This is a genomic window from Aquisphaera insulae (assembly GCF_011064615.1).
Classification (GTDB): domain Bacteria; phylum Planctomycetota; class Planctomycetia; order Isosphaerales; family Isosphaeraceae; genus Aquisphaera; species Aquisphaera insulae.
This window is the reverse complement of sequence record NZ_JAALJH010000056.1, coordinates 37,390-59,031: the sequence shown is the minus strand read 5'-3', so window position 1 is coordinate 59,031 and position 21,642 is coordinate 37,390. Positions and strand designations below refer to the sequence as shown.

The window sequence follows — 21,642 nt, the reverse complement described above, 5'->3', positions numbered from 1 at the left end:
GGTGCTGGAGCCGCGGGTGGCCATGTCCTGGGGGCCCTGGGCGGCCGGAGCCCCGGATCCTCTGCCGGCCGACCCGACGGTCGAGGTCACCGGGTTGCTGGATGCGGCCTCCGACAAGCACGCCTATGTCTTCACGGTGAGCCAGGACGGCCTGATCTCGGTCAACGTCCATGCAGTGGGGCTGGACACCCAACTGTCCCTGCTCGACCAGGATCGCAATCCGATCATCCAGAGCCGGGCCGTGTCGTTGTCGAACCCGGACGACGGGATCCGCCAGCACCTGGTCGCCGGGACCTACTACCTGGACGTCCGGGCCATCAACGGCGGAGCGGGGGGCTACACGCTGTCCACGCGCTTCATCGCGACGACGCCCTCCCTCACCACCCTGCCGGCCGGTTCGGGCCCGATCGCGATCGTCTCCCGGGACCTCGACGGCGACGGGCATCTTGACCTGGCGGTGGCCGACAACTACGACAACGCGGTCCTGGTCTACCTCAACGCAGGGGACGGCAGCTTCCGCCCCCCCGCGGGCATCCCCGTCGGTTTCGGCCCGGGGGCCATCGCCTCGGCGGACCTGAACCGCGACGGCGTCCCCGACCTGGTCACGGCCAATCAGTTCTCGGACGACCTCTCGGTGCTGCTCGGCCGGGGCGATGGCACGTTCGACGAGGCGAGCGAGGTCCCCGCGGGATCCTTCCCCACAGCGCTCGCGACGGCCGACTTCAACGGCGACGGCATCCCCGACCTGGCGGTCGCCAACATGGCCGGCGAGGACGTGTCGATCCTTCTGGGGACGGGGGATGGAGGTTTCCGGCCCGGCCCGACGATGGCGACGGGCCGGGCTCCGGACGCCCTCGTAGTCGGCGACTCCGACCGCGACGGCCGCACCGACCTGATCGTCGGCAACCACGATGGCGGGTATCTTTCGATATTCTCCGGCCGCGGCGATGGGACGTTCGCCCCGGAGCGGGCCTGGGCCGTCCCCCTGGCGATCAGTTGGCTGGCGACGGGCGACTTCAACGGCGACGGCCTGCTCGACGTCGCGGCGGTCCACGACGCCTCGGATCGGCTGACGGTGCTGCTGGGCCGGGGGGATGGTAGCTTCCGGAGCTTGAACCAGCAATCGACCGGGAGCATCCCCTACAACGTCGTCCCGGCCGACCTGAACCGCGACGGGATCCTCGACCTTTGCACCGCGAACTACGGCGACGGCACGGTCAGCGTCTTCCAGGGCCGGGGCGACGGAACCTTCGTCGCGATCGGGGGCCTCGGCGCCGGCAACGGCACCCAGGGCCTGGCGGCGGCGGACCTCACCGGCGACGGGCGGCCCGACCTCGCGACCACCGACCTGATCTCCCAGACGGTGACGGTCCTCGTCGGGAATGGCGACGGGAGCTTCCAGGCGACGAGCCGCCCGCCGCGGCCGTCGTCTCCCAGCGCGGTGGCGAGGGCGGATTTCAACGGCGACGGCGTCCCGGACCTGGCGCTCGCGGACGAGTCCCGCGACGCCGTGCAGGTGATGCTCGGCCGCGGGGACGGCACGTTCCGCGCCCCGATTTCGGTGGATTGCGGGCGGGGGCCTTTCGACCTGGCCGCGGGCGACTTCGATGGTGACGGCCGCCTCGACCTGGCGGTCGCGACCTACATGTCGAACGAAATCGTGACCCTCCGCGGCCTGGGCGACGGGACCTTCGCCCCGATCGGCCGATTGGCGGCGGGCGCCTGGCCGTGCTACCTGGCCGTGGCGGACCTCAACCGAGACGGCCGGCTCGACGTGATCGCGGCCAACTGGGCGTCGAACGACCTCTCGGTGATGCTGGGCCGGGGCGACGGCACCTTCCGGGACCAGGTCGTCTACCGGACGGGTGCGACCCCCGATGGCGTGCTCGTGGCCGACGTGAACGGCGACGGCCTCCTCGACGTCGTGACGCCGAACACCGGGTCCGACGACGTCTCGGTCTTTCTCGGCCGGGGGGACGGGACCCTCGGCGCCGAGGCGCGCTGGGCCGCGGGCCCGGGCCCCTGGTCCGTGGCCGCCGGCGACTTCAACGAGGACGGCCGCCTCGACCTCGTGGTCTCCGACCACGTGTCCAAGGCCCCGTCGTTCGTCTCGATCCTGTTCGGCCGCGGCGACGGGAGCTTCCTGCCCCCGGCCGCCGTGGCCGTGGGGGCGTCGCCTTATCCCATCGCGGTCGACGACTTCAATCGCGACGGCCACTCGGATCTCCTCGTGGGGAACGACGGCTCCGACGACCTCTCGTTGCTGCTGGGCCGGGGCGACGGCACCTTCCTGCCGGAAGCCCGACTCCCCGCCGGCAAGGGGCCGAGCGCGCTCACGGTCGGCGACTTCAACGGCGACGGCCTCCTCGACGCGGTCGCCGCGAACTACAGCTCGGGAGACATCACGGTCCTGCTCGGCAACGACGACGGGACGTTCCGGAGCCCGACCGTCCAGGGGGTCGGCCCCGAGACGCTGCTCATGGTCTCCGCCGACTTCAACGGCGACGGGCACCTCGACGTGGCCGTCATCGACCCCGGGATCGGCGCCGTGACGATCCGCCTGAATCAGGGGGACGGGGTGTTCCGCGACCTGGCCCCGACCCGAGTGGGCGAGGAGCCCTCCGCGATGCTGGTCGCGGACATCAACCGGGACGGCCGGCCCGACCTGGTCGTGGCCAACGCGGGCTCGAACGACCTGTCGATCCTCCTGGGCCTGGGCGACGGGACGTTCCTCTCGGAGCGGCGAGCAGCCTCGGGCCCCCGCCCCGGCTCGCTGGCCACCGGCGACTTCAACGGCGATGGGAGGATCGAGGTCGCCGTGGCCCACGCGGGCAGCAACCGCATCACCCTGCTGGGGGCCAACGGCGACGGGACGTTCTTCCCGTGGCGCGAGCTCGTTGTCGGCACCGAGCCCGTCGCCCTGATCGCCGCGGATCTCAACGGGGACGGGATCCTCGACCTGGCGACCGCGAACCGCTCATCCGCCGACGTTTCGCTCCTGCTCGGCGACGGCAGGGGCGGGTTCTTCCAGCGCAAGATCGAGCTCCCCGGAGCCGGCCCCAGCGGCCTGGTCCCATTCGGCGGGGGCCCGGGCAGCCCCCCCCTTCTGGTGGTCCAGGACGACCTGGGGCGGCGAGTCTGGCTCGTGCAGCTCGCGGGCCTGGGCGGCAGCATCGATCGCATCCTCAGGTCGTACGTGACTTCCGGGGAGCCCGGAACCTACTCCCAGGTGGATTTCAACGGCGACGGCCTGCCGGACCTGGTCGGTGGGACGCGGGGATCCTCGCTCCTGCAGGTCTACCTCGGGCAGCCGGACGGCGAGTCCGCCATACTGGATCCATTCGACGCCGGGATGAACGTCGACGGGCTCCTGGCGGGGGATTTCAACGACGACGGCATCTTCGACCTCGCCGTCGGCTCGCTCGCGACCGGCACGGTTCGCGTCTGGATCGGCGTCGGCGACGGACGCTTCCTCGCGCCCGTCTCCACCTCTTCCGCGCAGGGCCGCAAGCTCTGGCTCGGCGACCTGAACGGAGACGGTGTCGATGATGCCCTGGTGCTCGACGGCAGCGGGCATCCCCTCCTGCGCCTGGGACGCCCCGACGAGCCGGGGCAATTCGGCGCCCCCCAGCTCATCGCCCCGATGTATCCCGGCGCCATCCGGGATTTCACCTTCGTCGCATCCGCGACCGGCATCACGACGGCCATCCTCACGGTCCAGGGGCCGGGGCTCGTCGTGGCCACCTGGAATGCGGACAATACCCAGTCGTACGACCTGATCCCGCTCGATCCCCGATGGCTCGCGTCCCGGGTGATCGCCGGCGACCTGGACCGAGACGGCCGAGAGGACCTGGTCGTCCTGGCCCGCGCGACCGGTCAGGCCCTGATCCTGTTCCAGGGATCGGACGGCCATTTCACCCGGGTCCATTCAGCGATCGACGTGGGGGTCAGCCCCTCGGACGCCATCATCATGCTGACGCCCGGGGCGGCTTTTCCCGAGATCGTGATCACGAACGAAGGCTCCGGAGACGTCAGCGTCGTGAACTGTCTCGCGCTCCGCGCCTTCGCCACGCCGATCCGCCTCTCGGCAGGGCTGAGCCCGGCCGGCCTGACCTGGCACGGAGGCCGCCTCGAACGCACCAGCCCCGATCAACCGACGACGCTCGTGGCCAGCGACTTCAATGGCGACGGCAATCCCGGCCTGATCATTCTCGATCGCGGCTCCAACCGGGTCTGTGCCCTCCCCGGGCTGGCCGGTGGGCAGTTCGGCGATCCGGAGCTCGCCCTGAGTATCCAGGCGGGGTTCGATCCGATCAGGGTCCTCCTGGGCTCGTTCAACGAGGACACCGATCTCGACCTCTTGATCCTGAACCGGGGGAGCCAGGACCTGTGGATCCTGCTGAACGACGGCTCGGGGCACTTCGTGCAAGGGCAGCGCATCTCCGTGGGCAGCCAGCCGAGCGATGTGGCCTCTCGGGACATCAACGGCGACGGCCGGGCGGATCTCCTGGTCTCCAACGATGCCGGCGACCTGTTGATCCTGCTGGGCCGGGGCGACGGGACGTTCGCACCCTACCAGCGGGCCAACGAGGTGGTGACGCTGGCGGTCGGTGACATCACCGGGGACGGCCGGCCGAGCTTCGTCCTGACCAACGAGGCCCGGGATGAGCTGGTCGTCACGAGCCCGCAGGCGGGCCAGACCTTCCTCCAGGGACGCGGCGAGGGCCTGCTCGCCCCCAGCGACGTCAAGATCGCCGACCTGAACGGGGACGGCATCTCGGACCTCCTCGTGGCCAACAGCGGCGGCAACAGCCTGCTCATCTACCTGGGAGTCGGCGGAGGCGTGTTCGCGTCGCCGCTGAGGGTCTTCACGGGGACGAACCCGGTGGAGGTCCAGGTGGGCGGCGTCGACGAATACGGGAGCCGCCAACTGTTCGTCACCAACTCGGGCTCCAACGACGTCAGCGTCTTCATCACCCACGTCGGCGCCGCGGGCTTCCAGATCGAACGGGGACCCCGCCTCGCCGCGGGATTGTCCCCGATCTCCACCACCCTGGGCGAGTTCGAGGGCGACGATCGCCCGGACGTGCTGGTGGTGAACCAGGGCAGCAACACGGTGAGCATGTTGTTCGGAGAAGGGGGCGGGTTCTTCACCGACCGGACGGCGCGCACCTACGCGAGCGGCGACGGGCCGATCCGTGCCTACATGGGCCAGTTCACCGGCGGTCCCGAGAATGACCTGGTGATCGTGAACTCCGTCTCCAGCACCCTGTCCATCTACCCGGACTTCCTCGATCCGCGGACGCAGGCGGTCACCATCCCCACCGGCGGGCTGAATCCGATCGCGGCCGTCGCGGGCGACTACAACGGCGACGGGTTCCTCGACCTGGTCGTCGCGAACAACGGGGATTCCCGGATCTCGCTCCTGAACGGCGGGTGGGCCGGCATCGCCCTGGCCGAATCGTTCGTCCTGGCCGACTCGGGGCGGCCGACCGGCGTCGTGGTCGACGGGCGGCAAGGCCAGGCCCTCCGCTTTTATGTCAGCACCGAGGGGAGCAATGCCGTCCTCGACGTGACCTTGATGCTCGGGCTGGGCGGCTCGCCCCCCGCACAAGCCAACTCGCCGTCGTCCTACGGGTTCGACGTCGGATCGACCGGTGCCATCGCGTCGGTCGAGTTCATATCGACCGCGTGGTCCACCATGTCGACGAGCAATCCGGCGTTCTTTTCCATGTCCCAGAACATCGCGTCGGGCATGCTGTCCGGCCTCTCCAACGTCGCCGGAATGTTCAGCTCCTTCGTCGCCGGACAGTCCGGCATGCCACAGGTCTTGCCCGCGATGGTCGGGGGCTCATTCGCGACCGCGATCTCCAACTTGATGGTCGTGAACTGGCAAGAAACCTCGAACGTGCTCCCGCTGAAGAACGATACGATGCCCGCGGTGGCCGTCCTGCTGCCGACGGCCGACGATTCCGAGGACCCGCTCGTCGGAGACCTCGACCATGAGCCGCGGGCGAGCGCGTCCAATCCGGCGACAATCGACGGGTCCGGGACGGATTCGGGATGGCACCGCGAATCCCCGACAGACTCCCTGTACCGCTTCGTCTCCGGCATCGAGGATCGTCTCGATCGGGTCGGCCAGGCACTGGACGAGGACGGCCCCCCGGACGGCGACAGCGGAGGGATCGAGGCGGCCACCTCCCCGCTATCGCCCCGGCACGCCGGGCCCCGGCGAGACGCGACGCCAGACTCGACCCGCGCCGAACCTGCATCGGGCTTGTTCCTCCTGTGGGCCTCGATCCTCCCGGTCCTCGCGATGCGGAGGCCCCCAGGATCGTCTACCCGCCGGTCGGCCCGCGAACCGCAGGTGAATGACGGCGAAGCCGCGACGAGACGACGTGGGAAAGGCCTCACGGCCGCGATCCGCATCCTCGTCAGGGCACTGATCGCCGGAAGGCGGGATCGCCGCATCCGGCCCCCGCGCGCGATATCCGGGTGACCCGACGAGTGGGGCCGGTAGGCCGGAAGGCGCAAGCGCCCTACCTCGAGACAACGGGATCAACGCGCCGTTTACGCCGGCCCCATGTCCGCTCTGACAACCCGCGATGTCCCATCAACCGCCAAGCCCAGGGCCTCTCAGGCCGCCGCAAAGATCCGGGTCCGGGATCGTCATGACCCCTTCCTCGGGAAGGCCGACACCGCGGGTGCGCCTCTGCCGCCACAGGGATGCCGTTAGCGCACAGACGATGGCGTCGAGCTGGTGCTCGCAGGCGTGCTGACGTTCGAAACCTGGCACCAGGGGCTTCAGGGCCCGGCGAATGCGACGACGCCCGGCCGCGGTGCGCTTGGCCCGCCAGGGCAGGCCGAGGAGCTTGAGGGTGGCGAAAGGGTAGACCTCCAGCGGTTCGTACCCCTCGGCCTTGAGGGCGTCCGCGAGTCGGATCCCCCGGCGAGCGAGGATTTTTATGAGAGCCGTTGCCAATGCCGGGACCCCCATGCGTGCCAGCTCACGTTCGAGGTGGCGACTGCGGGTGCCCGGATCGGTACGGCAGACGCAGTCGTCGTCCAGACAGCAGCGGCCCAGGGGCCGGTTCAGCGGGGCGTTGATCGCGACCGTCCCCCACCGACCCGCCATTCGCGCCAGCTCCAGGATCTCCTCATCCGGCCCGGCCGTCGTCAGTACCTCCAGTCGGCCCGCCCGGAGGATGGCCACGCCGGTCTCCCGGTGCGCGACCCCGGCAAGGTCGATCCCGACGCAGACACCCGGGGCACGCGGCCTTGGTCTCGATCGTCTGCTCACCCGCCCCTCCGACCCGGACCGTCGACATACTGGACATAAGTCCAGAATAAGCACCATTATAGTCTCGGGTCCACCCGAGATGTCGGATGAAGCCCTCCAGGGTGGTCCCCGATTGGGCTCTTGGTGCTCTTGAATTGACGCCGAGGTCACAGCATCGCCGCAGATCCTCTCGCCCGAACGAACGGGATGGCACGACGGCCGGCAAGTTCCGCCCGCCGGGCATACCGGCGCACGAGGGCGACGGCCCTGAGCGAGGCTCCTCCGCGACGCGGCGAGGGGCAAACTTCGAATCCGGACCGGTCGGGCCTTCCCCGGGATGGCTCATCCCCTTAGCCTGTCTCCATTCTCCTCCACGACGGCACCTCGGGACCGTGCGGATCTTCCCCGAGGACGCCTTGACCTCGCGATCGGCAAAGGGGGCCCGCGGTGGAACGCTGGCTGAAGCGGGGCGTCGATCAGGCGGAAACCGCCGCCGTCGACGCGAAGGTCCGCGAGACCGTCGAGCGGATCCTCGACGACGTCTCGAGCCGCGGCGATCTCGCCGTGAGGGAGCTCTCCGTCCGGTTCGACGGCTGGGATCGGGACGATTATCGGCTCTCGGCCGCGGAGATCGAGGCGTGCGTGGGGGGCATCACGCGGCGCGACCTCGAGGACATCGCCTTCGCCCAGGAGCAGGTCCGCACCTTCGCCCGGCACCAGAGACAGGCGATCCACGACGTCGAGGTGGAGACCCTGCCGGGGGTCGTCCTGGGCCACCGGAACATCCCGGTGGGCTCGGCCGGGTGCTACGTGCCGGGCGGCAAGTACCCGCTGCTGGCCTCGGCGCACATGTCGGTGATCACGGCGAAGGTCGCGGGCGTGCCCCGGGTGGTGACGTGTGCGCCCCCCCACCGCGGGGCGCCGGCCGCGGCGATCGTCGCGGCCCAGCACCTGGCGGGCGCGGACGAGATCTACTGCCTGGGCGGCGTCCAGGCCGTGGCCGCGATGGCGCTCGGGACGCCGTCGATCGCGCCGGTCGACATGCTCGTCGGGCCGGGGAACGCGTTCGTCGCGGAGGCCAAGCGACAGCTCTTCGGGCGGGTGGGCATCGACCTCCTGGCCGGGCCGACGGAGACCCTCGTGATCGCGGACGATTCCTCGGACGCCGAGATCTGCGCGACCGACCTGCTCGGGCAGGCCGAGCACGGGCCCGACTCCCCCGCCATCCTGCTCACGAGCTCGGACGCGCTCGCCCGCGGGACCATCGCCGAGGTCGAGCGGCTGCTTGAGGTACTTCCCACGGCCCCGATCGCCCGCCAGGCGTGGGACCGCCACGGCGCCGTCTGCGTGGCGGACGACGACGCGGAGATGGTGCGGATCGCCGACCGCATCGCCTCCGAGCACGTCCAGGTCATGACTCGCGACCCCGACTACTTCCTGGAACATCTGCGCAATTACGGCGCCCTGTTCCTGGGCCCGCGCACCAACGTCGCCTACGGCGACAAGGTCATCGGCACGAACCACACCCTCCCCACCCGCAGGGCCGCCCGATACACGGGCGGCCTCTGGGTCGGCAAGTTCCTCAAGACCTGCACGTATCAGCGAGTCCTCACCGATGCGGCCGCGGCGAGGATCGGCGGTTATTGCTCGCGGCTCTGCGCCCTGGAGGGCTTCGTCGGGCACGCCGAGCAGGCCAACCTCCGGGTCCGGCGGTATGGAGGCCGCGACGTCCCCTATGGCGGCGTGGTGGAGCCCGACGGTCCCACCGGTTGACGCGATCTCGACCCTCTCTACGCGGAAGGATGATGACGACATGGCGGAAGGCAAGCCCCGTTTGGAGACGCTCCACTTCGGCCCCGGCGGCCGGGTCCCCAACAGCCGGTTCCCGGTCCTGCTCTACCGCGGCGGAGTGTCGCCGTCGGTCGAGGGGGGCGACCTGGCCGACGCGATCGAGGCCACATTCCGGCGCCACGACTGGCTGAACAACTGGCGCGAGCTGGGGGTCTACGATTATTACCACTACCACTCCACGACCCACGAGGTCCTGGGCATGGCCCGCGGGCGGATCCAGCTCCGGCTCGGCGGCGAGGGGGGCAAGATCGTCGACCTGGCCCCCGGCGACGTCGTGGTGCTGCCGGCCGGGACGTCGCACACCCGGCTGGACTGCTCGGCCGACTCCTGGATGGTCGGCGGCTATCCCGAGGGCCGGGACTGGGACCTGATCCGCGACGACCGGGTCTCCGAGGCGGAGTTTCGCGCGGCCGTCAAGCTGATCGGCAGCCTGCCGATCCCGGCCCGCGATCCCGTCACGGGCGAGCCGATGACGCTCTGGCGCGACGCCCCGCGGACCTACGGAATCCCGTTCTGATCCGACCATCCCCGGCCTGTCCTTGTCGGGTGACGCGAGCGGGGGGATGCGGTACGATCGTGCCATGACGACACTCACCGCCGACCTGCCGACCCTCGACGAGCCCGCCCCGACGCCCCGCGAGATCCCCGCCTCGCGGGTGGCCTCGGTGGACGTGCTCCGCGGGCTGACGATCTTCCTGATGGTCTTCGTGAACGACCTCGGCGACGGATCGCCCGCGTGGATGAGGCACATCCACCCCTCGAACGCGGACGGGATGACTCTCGCCGACATCGTCTTCCCGATGTTCCTGTTCATCGTCGGCGTCTCGATCCCGCTGGCCTTCGATCGGGCCAGGGAGGCGGGCCTCTCGCTCGGGTCCCGGCTGGGGCACATCGCCACCAGGACCGCTGCGCTCCTGCTGATGGGCGTGATGTCCGAGAATTACCAGCGGGTGACCACCATGGCACCGCGGACCTGGGGCCTGCTCGGCTTCATCGCCCTCCTGCTCGCGTGGTGCTCGCCGCCGCGGGAGGAAGGCACGCGCCGGAAGGTCTTCCTCGGGCTCAAGGTCCTGGGCATCGTCGGCCTGCTCACCCTGCTGGCGATCTACCGCCGCAAGCCAGCCGAGACCACCCTGCCGTTCTACGGCCACGTCGAGGCCTGGACCTGGATGCGGGCCGGCTGGTGGGGGATCCTCGGCCTGATCGGCTGGTCCTACCTGGCGGCCAGCCTGATCGTCCTGGCGATCGGCCGCCGCCGCGAGTGGCTGATGGGGGCGATGGCCCTCTGCATGACCATGCACCTGGCGATGCACCACGGCGGCCTCTTCACCCACCTGGACAGCAAGTCCTGGCTCGCCCCCGCCCGCGGGGCGGTCGATGCGGTGGCCGGCGTCGTCAACGCCGTCGGCAACTACGTCAGCCTGGGTGATTCGTTCGGCTCGCTGGCCGCGATCGTGATGGCGGGCACGCTCCTCGGCTCGATCCTCAAGCGGGACAGCGACGTCGTGACGCCCCGCGACCGCACCTCCTGGGCGGCGATGTTCGCGGCCGGACTCTTCCTGGCCGGCCTGCTGATGGACAACTTCGAGGGGATCAACAAGAACGCCGCCACGCCGACGTGGTGCTACTGGTGCGCCGCCATCGCCTCCGGGCTCTGGATCGTCCTGTATCGGATCATCGACGTCGGCGGCTTCCGCGGCTGGGCCTCGCTCTTCTCCTTCGCGGGGGCCAACCCGCTGGTGGCCTACTTCCTCCACCCGATCCTGACCTGGCTCCTCGGGGTGGTCGGGCTGGGCGTCGTCCACAGCTACACCGGCTCGTCCGATCCGGTCGTGTCCGTGGCCGGTTCGCTGGGGATGGCGGCCGTCGTCTGCGCCCTCACGGGGTTGCTGTCGTGGTCGGGCCTTAGGGTGAAGGTCTAACCCGACAGGGGTATTCCAAGATTCTTTATTAGGTCGAGCGGATCATGGCAAAGAAGCCGCGTTCGACGTCGAACGAGCCGATTCTCGTCTATTCTGCGGACAACTACCACGAACTCATCTCCGGCATCGGATCGCTGCTGGAGGAGGCGAGACGAACGTCGGCACGCGCCGTCAACGCGGTGCTGACCGGAGCCTACTGGGAGATCGGGCGACGGATCGTTGAACACGAGCAAGGAGGGGAGAAGCGTGCCGGCTATGGTGAGGCTCTCCTCATCCGCCTTTCCGCGGATCTTTCCAGGACGCACGGCAGAGGGTTTTCGAAGTCTAACCTCTTCCAGATGCGGGCTTTCTATCTCGGCTGGGAGATATTCCAGACACCGTCTGGAAAATTGACGGCCAGGGCAAGGCAAACCGAGGGGTTGCCTTCCTCCGAACTACCTGCAAGGTCGCCCGACCAACCGCCGCTGCTCGGCGAATCCCTCCTTGGCCTGTTCCCCCTCTCCTGGTCCCATTATGTCCGACTGATGACGGTTGAGAGCGACCAGGCCCGGACCTTCTACGAGGCGGAGGCAATCCGCGGGGCATGGTCGGTCCGACAGCTCGACCGGCAAATCGCCACGCAGTTCTACGAGAGAGTCGCGGCGTCGCGGCGGAAGGATGCGATGCTGGCGAACGGGCAGACTCCGAAGCCAGAGGACGTGGTGACCGTCCAAGAGGAGATACGTTCGCCCTATGTGCTCGAATTCCTCGGCCTGAAGGACGAGTACAGCGAATCCGACCTCGAGGAGGCCCTCATTCGGCACCTCGAGGCATTCCTCCTCGAACTCGGCAAGGGCTTCACTTTCGTGGCCCGGCAGAAAAGAATCCCCATCGACGACGTGTGGTATCGGATGGACCTCGTCCTCTTCCATCGGCGTCTCCGCGCCCTCGTGATCGTGGACATCAAGTTGGGGCGATTCACTCATGCCGACGCCGGACAGATGAATCTCTACCTGAATTACGCTCGCGAGAACCTCGCGGAACCGGGCGAGGGCGAGCCGATCGGCATCATCCTGTGCAGCGAAAAAAGCGACACGGTGGTCCGCTATGCGACCGGCGGAATGAACGCGCAGGTCTTCGCATCTCGATATCTCACCAGCCTGCCGGACGAGGAGGAACTCCGCCGCGAGATCGAGAAGACGCGTCTCGCATTGAACAGTCCGGACCGCCCGAATTCCGCATGAGGGACACCTCGGCTCCTTGTCGCATTTCCGCCGCGACGCGCCTCTCTATGGGGGGATGAACCCCGGGAGAGAGACCGATGCAGAGCGATGGCGAGATCGTGCGGGCCGTGCTCGACGGCCGGCGGGAGGCGTTCGCCGCACTCGTGGCGCGGCATGAGCGCGCGGTCTGGGCCACGGCCTGGCGCGTGCTCCGCGACGGCCACGCCGCGGCGGATGCGGGGCAGGAGGCCTTCCTCCAGGCGTATAGACGGCTGCGCGACCTTCGGGACCCCGACCAGTTCGGGGCCTGGCTGGTGCGGATCGCCGGGCGAGAGGCGACCCGCCTGGCCCGACGCCGGGCCCGCGAGCCGGTCCGGTCGGAATCGCTCGATGGGTGCGGGGCAGGGCCGGCCGACGGCCTCTCCTCGGACTCGGAAGAGCTGCTGGAGGCCGTCGCCCGGCTGCCGGAGCACGAGCGCGTGGTCGTCTCGCTACGATACCTCGAAGGCCAGTCCGTCGCCGAGGTCGCCGCGGCGCTGGGCCGGCCGGTCGGCACCGTGACCAAGCAGCTCTCCCGCGCGATCGAGAGGCTGAGAACTCACGTGAACAAGGGGGTGACGCGATGAGCGACGAACTGGAGGCCCGCTTCGACCAGCTCCGCAAGGAATGGCCGGCCCGGTCCATGGTTGATGACGTGATGAGCCGGATCGCGGTCAGTCCGCCGCACAGGCCCCGCTGGCGAGGCCGGCTGCTCGCGGGGACCGCGATGACCGGGCTGGCGGCCTCGCTGATCCTGGCCTGGCTGCTCCTCCTGAGCACGCCGAAGGACCTGCTGGCGGCGGTCCAGGACGACCTGAGGAAGGCCCAGACGGCGCACCTGGTGACCACCACCTGGGACGATCAAGGCAAGGAGCTCGGCAAGTTCGACCTCTGGTACGGTCGCGACAGGGGCCTACGGGCCGAGCTCCCGGGGCAGATCGTCGTCGAGGACGGCACGACCCAATGGTCGTGGCGGACTGCCGAGCCTCAGGGCGAACAGGTCGTGCTCCGCCAGCGCAGCCCCGGCTTCTTCACGACGATGCTCCCGGGCATGCTCTCCCTTTCCGAGATTCGCGATGAGGGTATCCCGGTCCGCGCCCCCGAGCTCGACCGCGCGGTCGACGGCCACGTCTGCCGGGCCTCGACGATCGCGATCCGAAACGCCACTCCCCCGGCACGGGGGATCGTCCTGGCGGAATCGAATGGGAGGATTCGTGAGATCACCGTCGAGCGTCGCGGGGACGACGGCACCTGGCGCCGGGAGCGTCAGATCCGGATCGCCTACGACGTGCCCATCCCGGCCGAGAAGCTCGCGGCCAGGCTCCCCGAGGGGGCCCGCGTCATCGACCGCGATGCGGCCTTCGAGAGCCTTCATCCGCTCGATCGGTCTCTCCATCGCGTGGAGCTGGGCGGCCTGATCCTGGCGGTCCACGACGTCCAGCCGCTGGTGAATCGCGAGGGATTCTACGTCGTCTCCTCGGTGCGCGGGACGCCGGAGTTCCTGCGGCAGTATCCCCCGCGGCGACGGCCGATCAATCCCGAGGTGGTCGCGCTCGACGTGGCCTTCCAGCCGATGGGAAACGGCATGATGGGGGGGAACTACGACCGCATCGTGCTCGGCACCGCGAGCCGCGATGGCGTGGAATTCTGCTGGTGGCTGATCGTCCCCCGCAGGTTTTTCAAGGTCAAGGACGGCAAGCGTGAGTACCTGCCGGTCGACGAGCCATCGGGCATGCCTGGCGAGCCCGCCCGCCTGGACGACCTGCCGGGCAAGGCCAGGGTGCGACTGGAGGCGACGTACTGGGATGAGACGCACCGCGACGCGCGGGGGGTGCAGCAAGACGTGTCCACCTGGGTCGAGGTCCCGCTACCGCCTGATCGTCCTCCGGCCGCGATCGAGGCCGTCGCCGCACGGGCCCGCCGCGACCTCCTCACCATGGGGTCCGGAGGCGCGGGGAGGCTGCTGGGAATCGCCGCGGATGCGAAGGCGGACGCGAGCAAGCTCCGGCCGATGTCCGGCTTCTCGCCCGAATCAACCACCGACGCCGACTTCGCCGCCGCCGTCCGACGGGGCCTGGACGATCTTCGCCAGTGCGACGAGACCCACGACATCGGCCCGGAGGACATGCTGCCGCCCGGGGGCGCGGACGCCCGGAACCGCTGAGGGAATGCGTGATTTCGGCGACGGCCTCGCGATCCGGGAGGGCTCTCGGCTCCGGATCGCGGGGCGCGGGCGATCTCGGCGATGGCTTGCCATCGCGTGTGCGGCCGGGCCATGATGAGGGCTCTCGCCATCCCTCCCCCGGAACACATGAATAAAGGTGACGCCGCGTGTCGATGGTCTCCGCGGAACCTTCGCGATCGGCGAGTCCTAGCCGGCCGGCCCGAATCCTCGCCGCCGCGAGCCGCGGCCTCGCGGCATGGTGTCTCCTCCTCGCCGCGTTTCCGGGAGGGGCGACGGCGGCGGACGGTCGGGAGGACTATCTCTCGCGGGTCAAGCCGCTGCTCAAGGCTCGCTGCTACGCCTGCCACGGGAGCCTGAAGCAGAAGGGGGGGCTCCGGCTCGACACGGCCGAGCTGATTCGCCGCGGCGGAGATAGCGGCCCGGTGCTGGGCCCGGAGGACAGCCTGCTCCTGCAGCGGGTGTCGGCGGCCAACCCGGCGGAGCGAATGCCGCCCGAGCACGAGGGCGAAGCGCTCACGGCCGGGCAGTTGGCCGATCTGCGAGCCTGGATCGCGGCCGGAGCCCCGGCGCCGGCCGGCGAGCTGCCCGAGGCGAATCCCCGCGACCACTGGGCCTTCCGCCCGATCGTGCGGCCGGAGGTCCCGCGCGTCCGACGGGCCGGTTGGGCGAACAACCCCATCGATGCGTTCGTCGCACGGCGACACGAGGAGCTCGGGCTGGCGGCGAGCCCCGAGGCCTCCCGCACGGAGCTGATCCGGCGGCTTTCCATCGACCTGATCGGCCTCCCGCCGACGCCCGAGGAGATCGCGGCATTCGTGGGCGACAGGGCGCCCGGCTGGTACGGGCGCGCGGTGGATCGTCTCCTCGCGGACCCCCGCCACGGAGAACGCTGGGCGCGGCACTGGATGGACATCTGGCGGTACAGCGACTGGTGGGGACTCGGCGACCAGCTCCGCAATAGCCAGAAGCACATCTGGCACTGGCGCGACTGGATCGTCGAATCGCTCAACGTCGACCGGTCGTACGCCGAGATGGTGCGCCTGATGCTCGCGGCCGACGAGATTCGCCCGGACGACCCCGACGCGCTGAGGGCGACCGGCTATCTGGCGAGGAACTACTTCCTGTTCAACCGCAACCAGTGGATGGACGAGACGGTCGAGCACGTGAGCAAGGGCTTCCTCGGCCTGACGATGAACTGCGCGAAATGCCACGACCACAAGTACGACCCGATCGCGCAGGTCGAATATTACCGCATGCGGGCCGTCTTCGAGCCCTATCACGTGCGGGTCGACATGGTGCCGGGCGAGCCGGACCTGGGCCGGGATGGGATTCCGCGTGCCTTCGACGGGCTCCCGGACGAGCCCACGTACCGCTTCGTCCGCGGCGAGGAGAACCGCCCCGATCGCTCCGCGCCGGTCGGTCCCGCCGTCCCGGCGATGCTCGCCTTCGAGACGCTGAAGCCCGCTGCCGTCGATCTCCCCCCCGGGGCCTGGCAACCGGAGCGCCGGGCCTGGGTCGTCGAGGCTTATCGCGCGGCGGCCCTGGCGAAGATCGCCGCCGCGGAGGCGAGGCTCGACCCCGCCCGCGCGAAGCTCGCCGCGGCGGGCCAGGCCCCCGGCCGGGTCGAGGCGGAGCTGGAGTTGAAGGTCGCCGAGGCCGTGCTGTCGGCGGCGCGAGCCGAGTACCAGAGCGTCGAACGTCGCGCCGAGGCCATGAACGCAGACTCGGCGGAGGTCCGACGCCGCGCGGCCCTCGCCGAGCGTGCCCATGCGACGGCCCGGGCGCGGTCCGACCTCGCCGCGGCCGAATTGCAACGGCATCGCGCGGCGGCCGGCGGCCGCGAGGCCGCCGCCAAGACAGTCGCCTCGGCGCGGGAGGCACTCGGCAAGGCCGAGAAGGCGGAAGCAGAGCCGGGCGAGACCTACACGAAGCTCGTCGGGGCGCAGTGGAGCCCGACTCGCTTCAAGGACTCGAGCAAGGATGACCCGGCGGTCTCGTTCCCGCCCCGCAGCAGCGGACGTCGCAGGGCCCTGGCGGGATGGATCATCGACCGGCGTAACCCGCTTACCGCCCGGGTGGCCGCGAACCACATCTGGGCTCGCCACTTCGGGACGCCCCTCGTGCCGACCGTGTTCGACTTCGGCCGCAAGGGGAGCCCGCCGACGCACCCCGAGCTCCTGGACTGGCTCGCGGCGGAGCTCGTCGACAGTGGCTGGAGCATGAAGCACCTGCATCGCCTGATCGTCGAATCGTCGGTCTATCGCCTGTCGTCGACTACATCTTCGACCTCGGCGGACGACGCGGGGGCGGCCAAGGATCCGGACAACGTCCACCTCTGGCGGCGCACCGCCATCCGCCTCGAGTCGCAGGTCGTACGCGACTCCATCCTGGCCCTGGCCGGGACCCTCGACACCGCGATCGGCGGCCCCCCGGTCGCCACCCCCGACCAGGCCAACTCCGCCCGGCGTAGCCTCTACTTCTTCCACTCCAACAACGAGCGCAACCCGTTCCTCACGACCTTCGACGAGGCCCTCGTCAAGGAGTGCTACCGCCGCGAGCAGAGCATCGTGCCCCAGCAGGCACTCGCGCTGACGAATAGCCGGCTGGTGCTCGACGCCTCGGCGCCGGTCGCGGCGCGGCTCGGCCGCCGGCTCGCCGCGCTCGGCGGCGCGGCCGATGACCCGGCCTTCGCGCGACTGGCCTTCGTGGTCCTCCTGGGGGCCGAGCCGAGCGACGCGGAGGTGGCCGCGATGGCCCGGGCGCTGGGCGAATGGACCCGGCTCCCCGAGGCGGGCCGGGCCGGCGACGCGATCGCCTGGTCCCGGGCCAATCTGGTGTGGGTCCTCCTGAACCATAACGACTTCGTGACCCTGCGATGAGCTTGGGGCCGGGCCCTGGCGGGCGAGGCGCCTCCTCCGGGAGCCAAAGATGTTCGACCACGACGAGGACCTCGCGGGCCGTGCCGGGAACGCCAACCGACGCGGATTCCTGTCCGGATTCGGGGCCCTCGCCCTGGGGGCCATGCTGCAGCGCGACGGCATCGGGGCCGAGGGCACCTGGTCGCCGCCGGACGGGCGTCCCCACTTCGCGCCCCGGGCGAAGAGCGTCATCTGGCTGTTCATGAACGGCGGCGTCAGCCACATGGAGAGCTTCGATCCCAAGCCGATGCTCACGCGCTACGCCGGCAAGACCATCGCCGAGACGCCGTTCGCGGACGTCCAGTCCCCCAAACGGCTGGCCGTCGAACGGCTGGTCGTGCCCGACGGGAACGGCAACCAGCGGAATGTGCTCTACCCGCTCCAGGTCGGCTACCGGAAGCGTGGCGAGAGCGGGATCGAGGTGAGCGATTGGTTCCCCCACTTGGCCAATCAGGTCGACCGGCTGGCGGTCGTGCGGTCGATGTGGACGACCGACAGCAACCACGGCGCCCAGACCCAGTTCCACTCCGGCCGGCACCAGAACGACGGCGACTTCCCGACGCTGGGGGCGTGGGTCCACTACGGCCTCGGCTCGCTCAACGACGACCTGCCGCAGTTCATCTCGCTGGGGACCCGCGAGTACTGGAACAAGAAGGATGGCCACTACCTGGGCCCCGCCCACGACGCGGTGCCCCTCCGCATCGACCCCGAGAATCCGCTCGACTTCGGCCAGCCCGAACGGACCGTCTCCGCGCGGGCGAGGTCGGTCGGCGTGGGCCTCCTCGGCGAGCTGAACGGGCTCCGGGCCGCGCAATCGCCCAGGGACGCGGCGATCGCGGCTCGGGTGGCCTCGTACGAGCTGGCGTTCCGCATGCAGCGATCGGTGCCGGAGGCGGTCGACTTCCGGCAGGAGAGCGAGGAGACCAGGAACCTCTACGGGCTGCACCTGCCGCATTGCCGGGAATTCGGCATGCAGATGCTGGCGGCCCGCCGCCTAGTGGAGCGGGGCGTGCGGTTCATCCAGGTCCAGCACGGCGGCGGCGGTGCCGGCGCGTGGGACGCGCACTCGGGACTGAGGTCCAACCACGCTCAGAACGCCCTGGCCGTCGACCGGCCGATCGCCGGCCTGCTCCAGGATCTGGCCCGGCGCGGGCTGCTCGAGGAGACGCTCGTGGTCTTCGCCACCGAATTCGGCCGCACGCCCGGCTCGCAGGGCTCGGACGGCCGCGATCACCACATCTTCGGCTTCAGCGTCTGGATGGCCGGCGGCGGGATCAAGGGGGGCGTGGTCCACGGCGCGACCGACGAGATCGGCTTCCACGCCGTCGAGTCTCGCCATTACGTAACCGACATCCACGCCACGATCCTCAAGCTGCTCGGCCTCGACTCCCGCCGCCTCGAGATCCCCGGCCGCAAGCGACTCGACATCGACCACGGCAAGGCGATCGACGCCATCCTCGCCTGAGCCCGGAATCCGGCGAGGGCGGAGCTTAACCACAGATTTGAAAGACCCTTACGAACAGGAACCCGGGGACACCGATCGCCCAGATCGAGTCGAGCCCCGAGCGTGAGCCGGCCGCCGTCGCAGGTCCCGGATCGGGCAGGAGGGCAGGGAAGTCCCGGGGGCCCGAGGTCCGGGAAATGACGTCGCGGAGGGTTGACAGGCGGGATAGACTCATTACACTCGTAGCTTCGGCCCTCAGTGTTTGCGCGCCGTGCCCATGGCCGCGCGGGGGACCCTAGCATCCCGATGGGGCCGCCGGACGGATCACGGCGATGGCAGGGCGAGTTGCCGCTCTTGACCCAGGGCTCGACGCGAGCCGGGGGGTTCCGGGACCTGTTTCGACGGGTCGCCGGATCGCATCGCCTTTCGACTCGACGAGTGACTCAATCCCGTAGTTTCTTTCGCACAGTTGGCCCCGGAACGGATGGATGAGGGACGGTTGGGAGCCTGGACGGACGGCTCCGGGGTAAGGGAAACGACCGAGACATGCCCACGATCAATCAGCTCGTTCGCAAGCCGCGCCGGCCGGTGAAGTACAAGACCAAGGCCCCGGTGCTCGAGTCCTGCCCGTTCAAGCGGGGCGTCTGCCTCCAGGTCAAGACCATGACCCCCAAGAAGCCGAACTCGGCCCTCCGCAAGGTGGCCAGGGTCCGGCTCTCCAACAGCAAGGAAATCACCGCCTATATCGGCGGCGAGGGGCACAACCTCCAGGAGCACTCGATCGTCCTGGTGCGTGGCGGCCGCGTCCGCGACCTGCCTGGCGTCCGCTACCACATCGTCCGGGGCGTGCTCGACTGCCAGGGCGTCGCCGACCGCAAGCAGGCCCGTTCCAAGTACGGGGCCCAGAAGAAGAAGGCGGCCGCGCCGGCCAAGAAGAAGTGACGTAGCCCCGGTTCTCGACGACTACCCGAATCGAATCCCCGCAGGACGGATTTTCCGATATGGCCCGCAAGTTCACCGCCAGCAAGACGCACCTCCGACCCGACCCCCGGTACGGCTCGAAGCTGGCCGGCAAGTTCATCAACTGCGTCATGCACAACGGCAAGAAGAGCGTCGCCCAGCGCATCTTCTACGATGCCATGGAGCTGATCCAGAAGCGGCTCCCCAACGAGCCGCCGATCGACGTCTTCACCCGCGCCGTCGAGAACGTCAAGCCGATGATCGAGGTCCGCTCGAAGCGCGTCGGCGGTGCCACCTACCAGGTCCCGATGCAGGTCAACAAGACCCGCCAGCAGACCCTGGCCATCCGCTGGATCCTGATGGCCGCCCGCGAGAAGAAGGGCCGGCCGATGGCCATCAAGCTGGCCGACGAGCTGGTCGCCGCGTTCAACCGCGAAGGCGCCGCGATCACCCGCCGCGAGAACGTCCACCGCATGGCCGACGCCAACAAGGCGTTCGCGCACTTCGCCTGGTGATTCCGGATTCGACCGAGAGGGAGACGGGGAGCGGATAGGCCGAGGCCCGCCATGGACCAGGACCCGCTCCACGTCCTCTGGATCGAGCCCCATTTCCCCGGCCGGCTCGGGGCGATGGCCGACTGGCTGGTCCGCCGTCGCGGCTATCGATGCTGGTTCTACTGCCACACCGCCGAGCCCCGGGAGAACTGGCCGGCCTCCGTGGGCAACGGGCTGGAGCTCCAGAACTTCGGCGTCGGCGGCGTGGCCCGCGATCCGTCGGTGAGCTGGTCCCGGACCCTCGAGCGGAGCCTCTGCTACTCCTACGGCTGCTGGGAGGTCCTGGAATCCCGGCGGCCGCGGCCGATCGACCTGGTCGTCGGCCGCTCGGCCATGCTCGGCTCGTCCCTCTTCGCCCCCGTCTACACCCCCGCGCCGCCGCGGGTCAGCTTCTTCGATTACTACTTCCACGCCCGGCATAATGACCTCGCCGACGAGGACGCTCCCGGGGCACCGCCCGCCTACACGCGGTGGCGGCGGTCGATCAATGCGATCGACCTCCTGGATCTGGAGGCTGCCGACGTCGCGTGGACCCCCACGCACTGGCAACGCCACCTGTATCCGCCCGCCTATCGCGAGACGATGTGGGTCCAGCATGACGGGGTCGCCGCCCCGCGTGAGCCCGCCTCGATCGGCCGGCCACCCGCGACGACCAGGCGGACGATCGCGGGGCGGAGCATCCCCGCCGGGACCAAGGTGATCAGCTTCGTCGCCCGGTCGCTCGACCGGCTGAGGGGCTTCGACCGGTTCTGGAAGATGGCCAACGCGGTGCTGAAGGTCCGCGAAGATGTCGTTTGCGCGATCGTCGGGGCGCAGGTCGTGGAGCGCGGGCTGGACGTCTACCAGCACGGCCGCGACTACGCGGCCAGCCTCGGGGCACAGGAGCCCGCGGCCGACCCCGAGCGGATGTGGATCCTGGGCCGCTGCTCGCCGGCCGCGACGGCCGAGGTCCTGGCCGCGAGCGACCTTCACGTCGCGCCCGGCCGCCCCTACCCGGTCGCCCGATCGCTCCTGGAGGCGATGGGGCGCGGCTGCGTCGTGCTCGCCTCCGACACGGCGCCGCACCGCGAGCCCATCACATCGGGCCGGACCGGCCTGCTCGCCGACCCGGCCGATCCCGAGGCGTTCACGGTGCGGGCCCTGGCCGTGCTCGCCGACCCGGACGGGCACCGGCCGCTCGGCGAGGCCGCCGCCGCGCTCGTCCGATCGAGCTACTCTCGCGAAGCCTGCCTGCCGCGAATCGCGGAACGGTTCGCCGAGCTTGCGGCCACCGGGCGGAGGGGGTGAC

13 protein-coding genes are annotated in these 21,642 nt (G+C 69.9%); 12 read left to right on the top strand and 1 reads right to left on the bottom strand.

What is annotated here, in order from left to right; genetic code table 11:
• The first annotated feature begins 22 nt into the window (after positions 1-22).
• Positions 23-6,499, top strand: a complete 6,477-nt coding sequence (locus tag G6O54_RS24845; protein WP_165229176.1) for an FG-GAP repeat domain-containing protein — start codon at positions 23-25, stop codon at positions 6,497-6,499.
• 114 nt (positions 6,500-6,613) lie between these two features.
• Here the strand turns inward: G6O54_RS24845 and G6O54_RS24840 are convergent, their stop codons facing one another.
• Positions 6,614-7,300, bottom strand: a complete 687-nt coding sequence (locus G6O54_RS24840) for a DUF429 domain-containing protein (protein ID WP_165229174.1) — start codon at positions 7,298-7,300, stop codon at positions 6,614-6,616.
• A 426-nt stretch (positions 7,301-7,726) separates the two neighbouring features.
• Between G6O54_RS24840 and hisD the strand changes: the two genes are divergently transcribed.
• The 11 genes from hisD to G6O54_RS24785 all read left to right on the top strand — a co-directional run bounded on the left by hisD (position 7,727) and on the right by G6O54_RS24785 (position 21,641).
• Positions 7,727-9,052, top strand: a complete 1,326-nt coding sequence (gene hisD / locus G6O54_RS24835; RefSeq protein ID WP_165229172.1) for a histidinol dehydrogenase — start codon at positions 7,727-7,729, stop codon at positions 9,050-9,052.
• Positions 9,053-9,092: 40 nt separating this feature from the next.
• Entirely contained in the window at positions 9,093-9,647 is a 555-nt protein-coding gene (locus G6O54_RS24830; RefSeq protein WP_165229170.1) for a hypothetical protein, read from the top strand.
• Positions 9,648-9,711: 64 nt separating this feature from the next.
• Positions 9,712-11,052 carry a DUF5009 domain-containing protein gene (locus tag G6O54_RS24825; protein ID WP_165229168.1) on the top strand — a complete coding sequence of 447 codons (1,341 nt, stop codon included), beginning with the start codon at positions 9,712-9,714 and terminating at the stop codon, positions 11,050-11,052.
• 44 nt (positions 11,053-11,096) lie between these two features.
• The gene (locus G6O54_RS24820; RefSeq protein ID WP_165229166.1) at positions 11,097-12,275 is read left to right on the top strand and encodes a PDDEXK nuclease domain-containing protein; all 1,179 of its coding nucleotides are present in this window, start codon (positions 11,097-11,099) and stop codon (positions 12,273-12,275) included.
• A 77-nt stretch (positions 12,276-12,352) separates the two neighbouring features.
• The gene (locus G6O54_RS24815) at positions 12,353-12,880 is read left to right on the top strand and encodes an RNA polymerase sigma factor (RefSeq protein ID WP_165229164.1); all 528 of its coding nucleotides are present in this window, start codon (positions 12,353-12,355) and stop codon (positions 12,878-12,880) included.
• Positions 12,877-14,457: a LolA-like protein gene (locus tag G6O54_RS24810; RefSeq protein WP_165229162.1), complete on the top strand. Its 1,581-nt coding sequence runs from the start codon at positions 12,877-12,879 to the stop codon at positions 14,455-14,457. The genes G6O54_RS24815 and G6O54_RS24810 overlap by 4 nt, the downstream gene beginning before the upstream one ends.
• 173 nt (positions 14,458-14,630) lie before the next feature.
• Complete coding sequence (locus G6O54_RS24805; protein WP_165229188.1) at positions 14,631-17,357, top strand: PSD1 and planctomycete cytochrome C domain-containing protein; 2,727 nt, start codon at positions 14,631-14,633, stop codon at positions 17,355-17,357.
• Between the two features lie 49 nt (positions 17,358-17,406).
• Positions 17,407-18,861 (top strand): DUF1501 domain-containing protein, encoded by a 1,455-nt coding sequence (locus tag G6O54_RS24800; RefSeq protein ID WP_165229160.1) that lies wholly within the window; start codon positions 17,407-17,409, stop codon positions 18,859-18,861.
• A 525-nt stretch (positions 18,862-19,386) separates the two neighbouring features.
• On the top strand, positions 19,387-19,782 hold the full coding sequence (gene rpsL, locus G6O54_RS24795; protein ID WP_165229158.1) for a 30S ribosomal protein S12: 396 nt from the start codon (positions 19,387-19,389) through the stop codon (positions 19,780-19,782).
• A gap of 59 nt (positions 19,783-19,841) precedes the next feature.
• Complete coding sequence (rpsG, locus tag G6O54_RS24790) at positions 19,842-20,315, top strand: 30S ribosomal protein S7 (RefSeq protein ID WP_165229156.1); 474 nt, start codon at positions 19,842-19,844, stop codon at positions 20,313-20,315.
• Positions 20,316-20,366: 51 nt separating this feature from the next.
• Positions 20,367-21,641 (top strand): glycosyltransferase, encoded by a 1,275-nt coding sequence (locus G6O54_RS24785; protein ID WP_165229154.1) that lies wholly within the window; start codon positions 20,367-20,369, stop codon positions 21,639-21,641.
• Position 21,642 lies beyond the last annotated feature (1 nt).

Excerpts from the sequence above, each read along its gene's own strand:
- G6O54_RS24845 (WP_165229176.1), top strand. The coding sequence starts at position 23 with ATGTCCTGGGGGCCCTGGGCGGCCGGAGCCCCGGATCCTCTGCCGGCC.
- G6O54_RS24830 (WP_165229170.1), top strand. The coding sequence starts at position 9,093 with ATGGCGGAAGGCAAGCCCCGTTTGGAGACGCTCCACTTCGGCCCCGGC.
- G6O54_RS24825 (WP_165229168.1), top strand. The coding sequence starts at position 9,712 with ATGACGACACTCACCGCCGACCTGCCGACCCTCGACGAGCCCGCCCCG.
- G6O54_RS24820 (WP_165229166.1), top strand. The coding sequence starts at position 11,097 with ATGGCAAAGAAGCCGCGTTCGACGTCGAACGAGCCGATTCTCGTCTAT.
- G6O54_RS24815 (WP_165229164.1), top strand. The coding sequence starts at position 12,353 with ATGCAGAGCGATGGCGAGATCGTGCGGGCCGTGCTCGACGGCCGGCGG.
- G6O54_RS24810 (WP_165229162.1), top strand. The coding sequence starts at position 12,877 with ATGAGCGACGAACTGGAGGCCCGCTTCGACCAGCTCCGCAAGGAATGG.
- G6O54_RS24805 (WP_165229188.1), top strand. The coding sequence starts at position 14,631 with ATGGTCTCCGCGGAACCTTCGCGATCGGCGAGTCCTAGCCGGCCGGCC.
- G6O54_RS24800 (WP_165229160.1), top strand. The coding sequence starts at position 17,407 with ATGTTCGACCACGACGAGGACCTCGCGGGCCGTGCCGGGAACGCCAAC.
- rpsL (WP_165229158.1), top strand. The coding sequence starts at position 19,387 with ATGCCCACGATCAATCAGCTCGTTCGCAAGCCGCGCCGGCCGGTGAAG.
- rpsG (WP_165229156.1), top strand. The coding sequence starts at position 19,842 with ATGGCCCGCAAGTTCACCGCCAGCAAGACGCACCTCCGACCCGACCCC.
- G6O54_RS24785 (WP_165229154.1), top strand. The coding sequence starts at position 20,367 with ATGGACCAGGACCCGCTCCACGTCCTCTGGATCGAGCCCCATTTCCCC.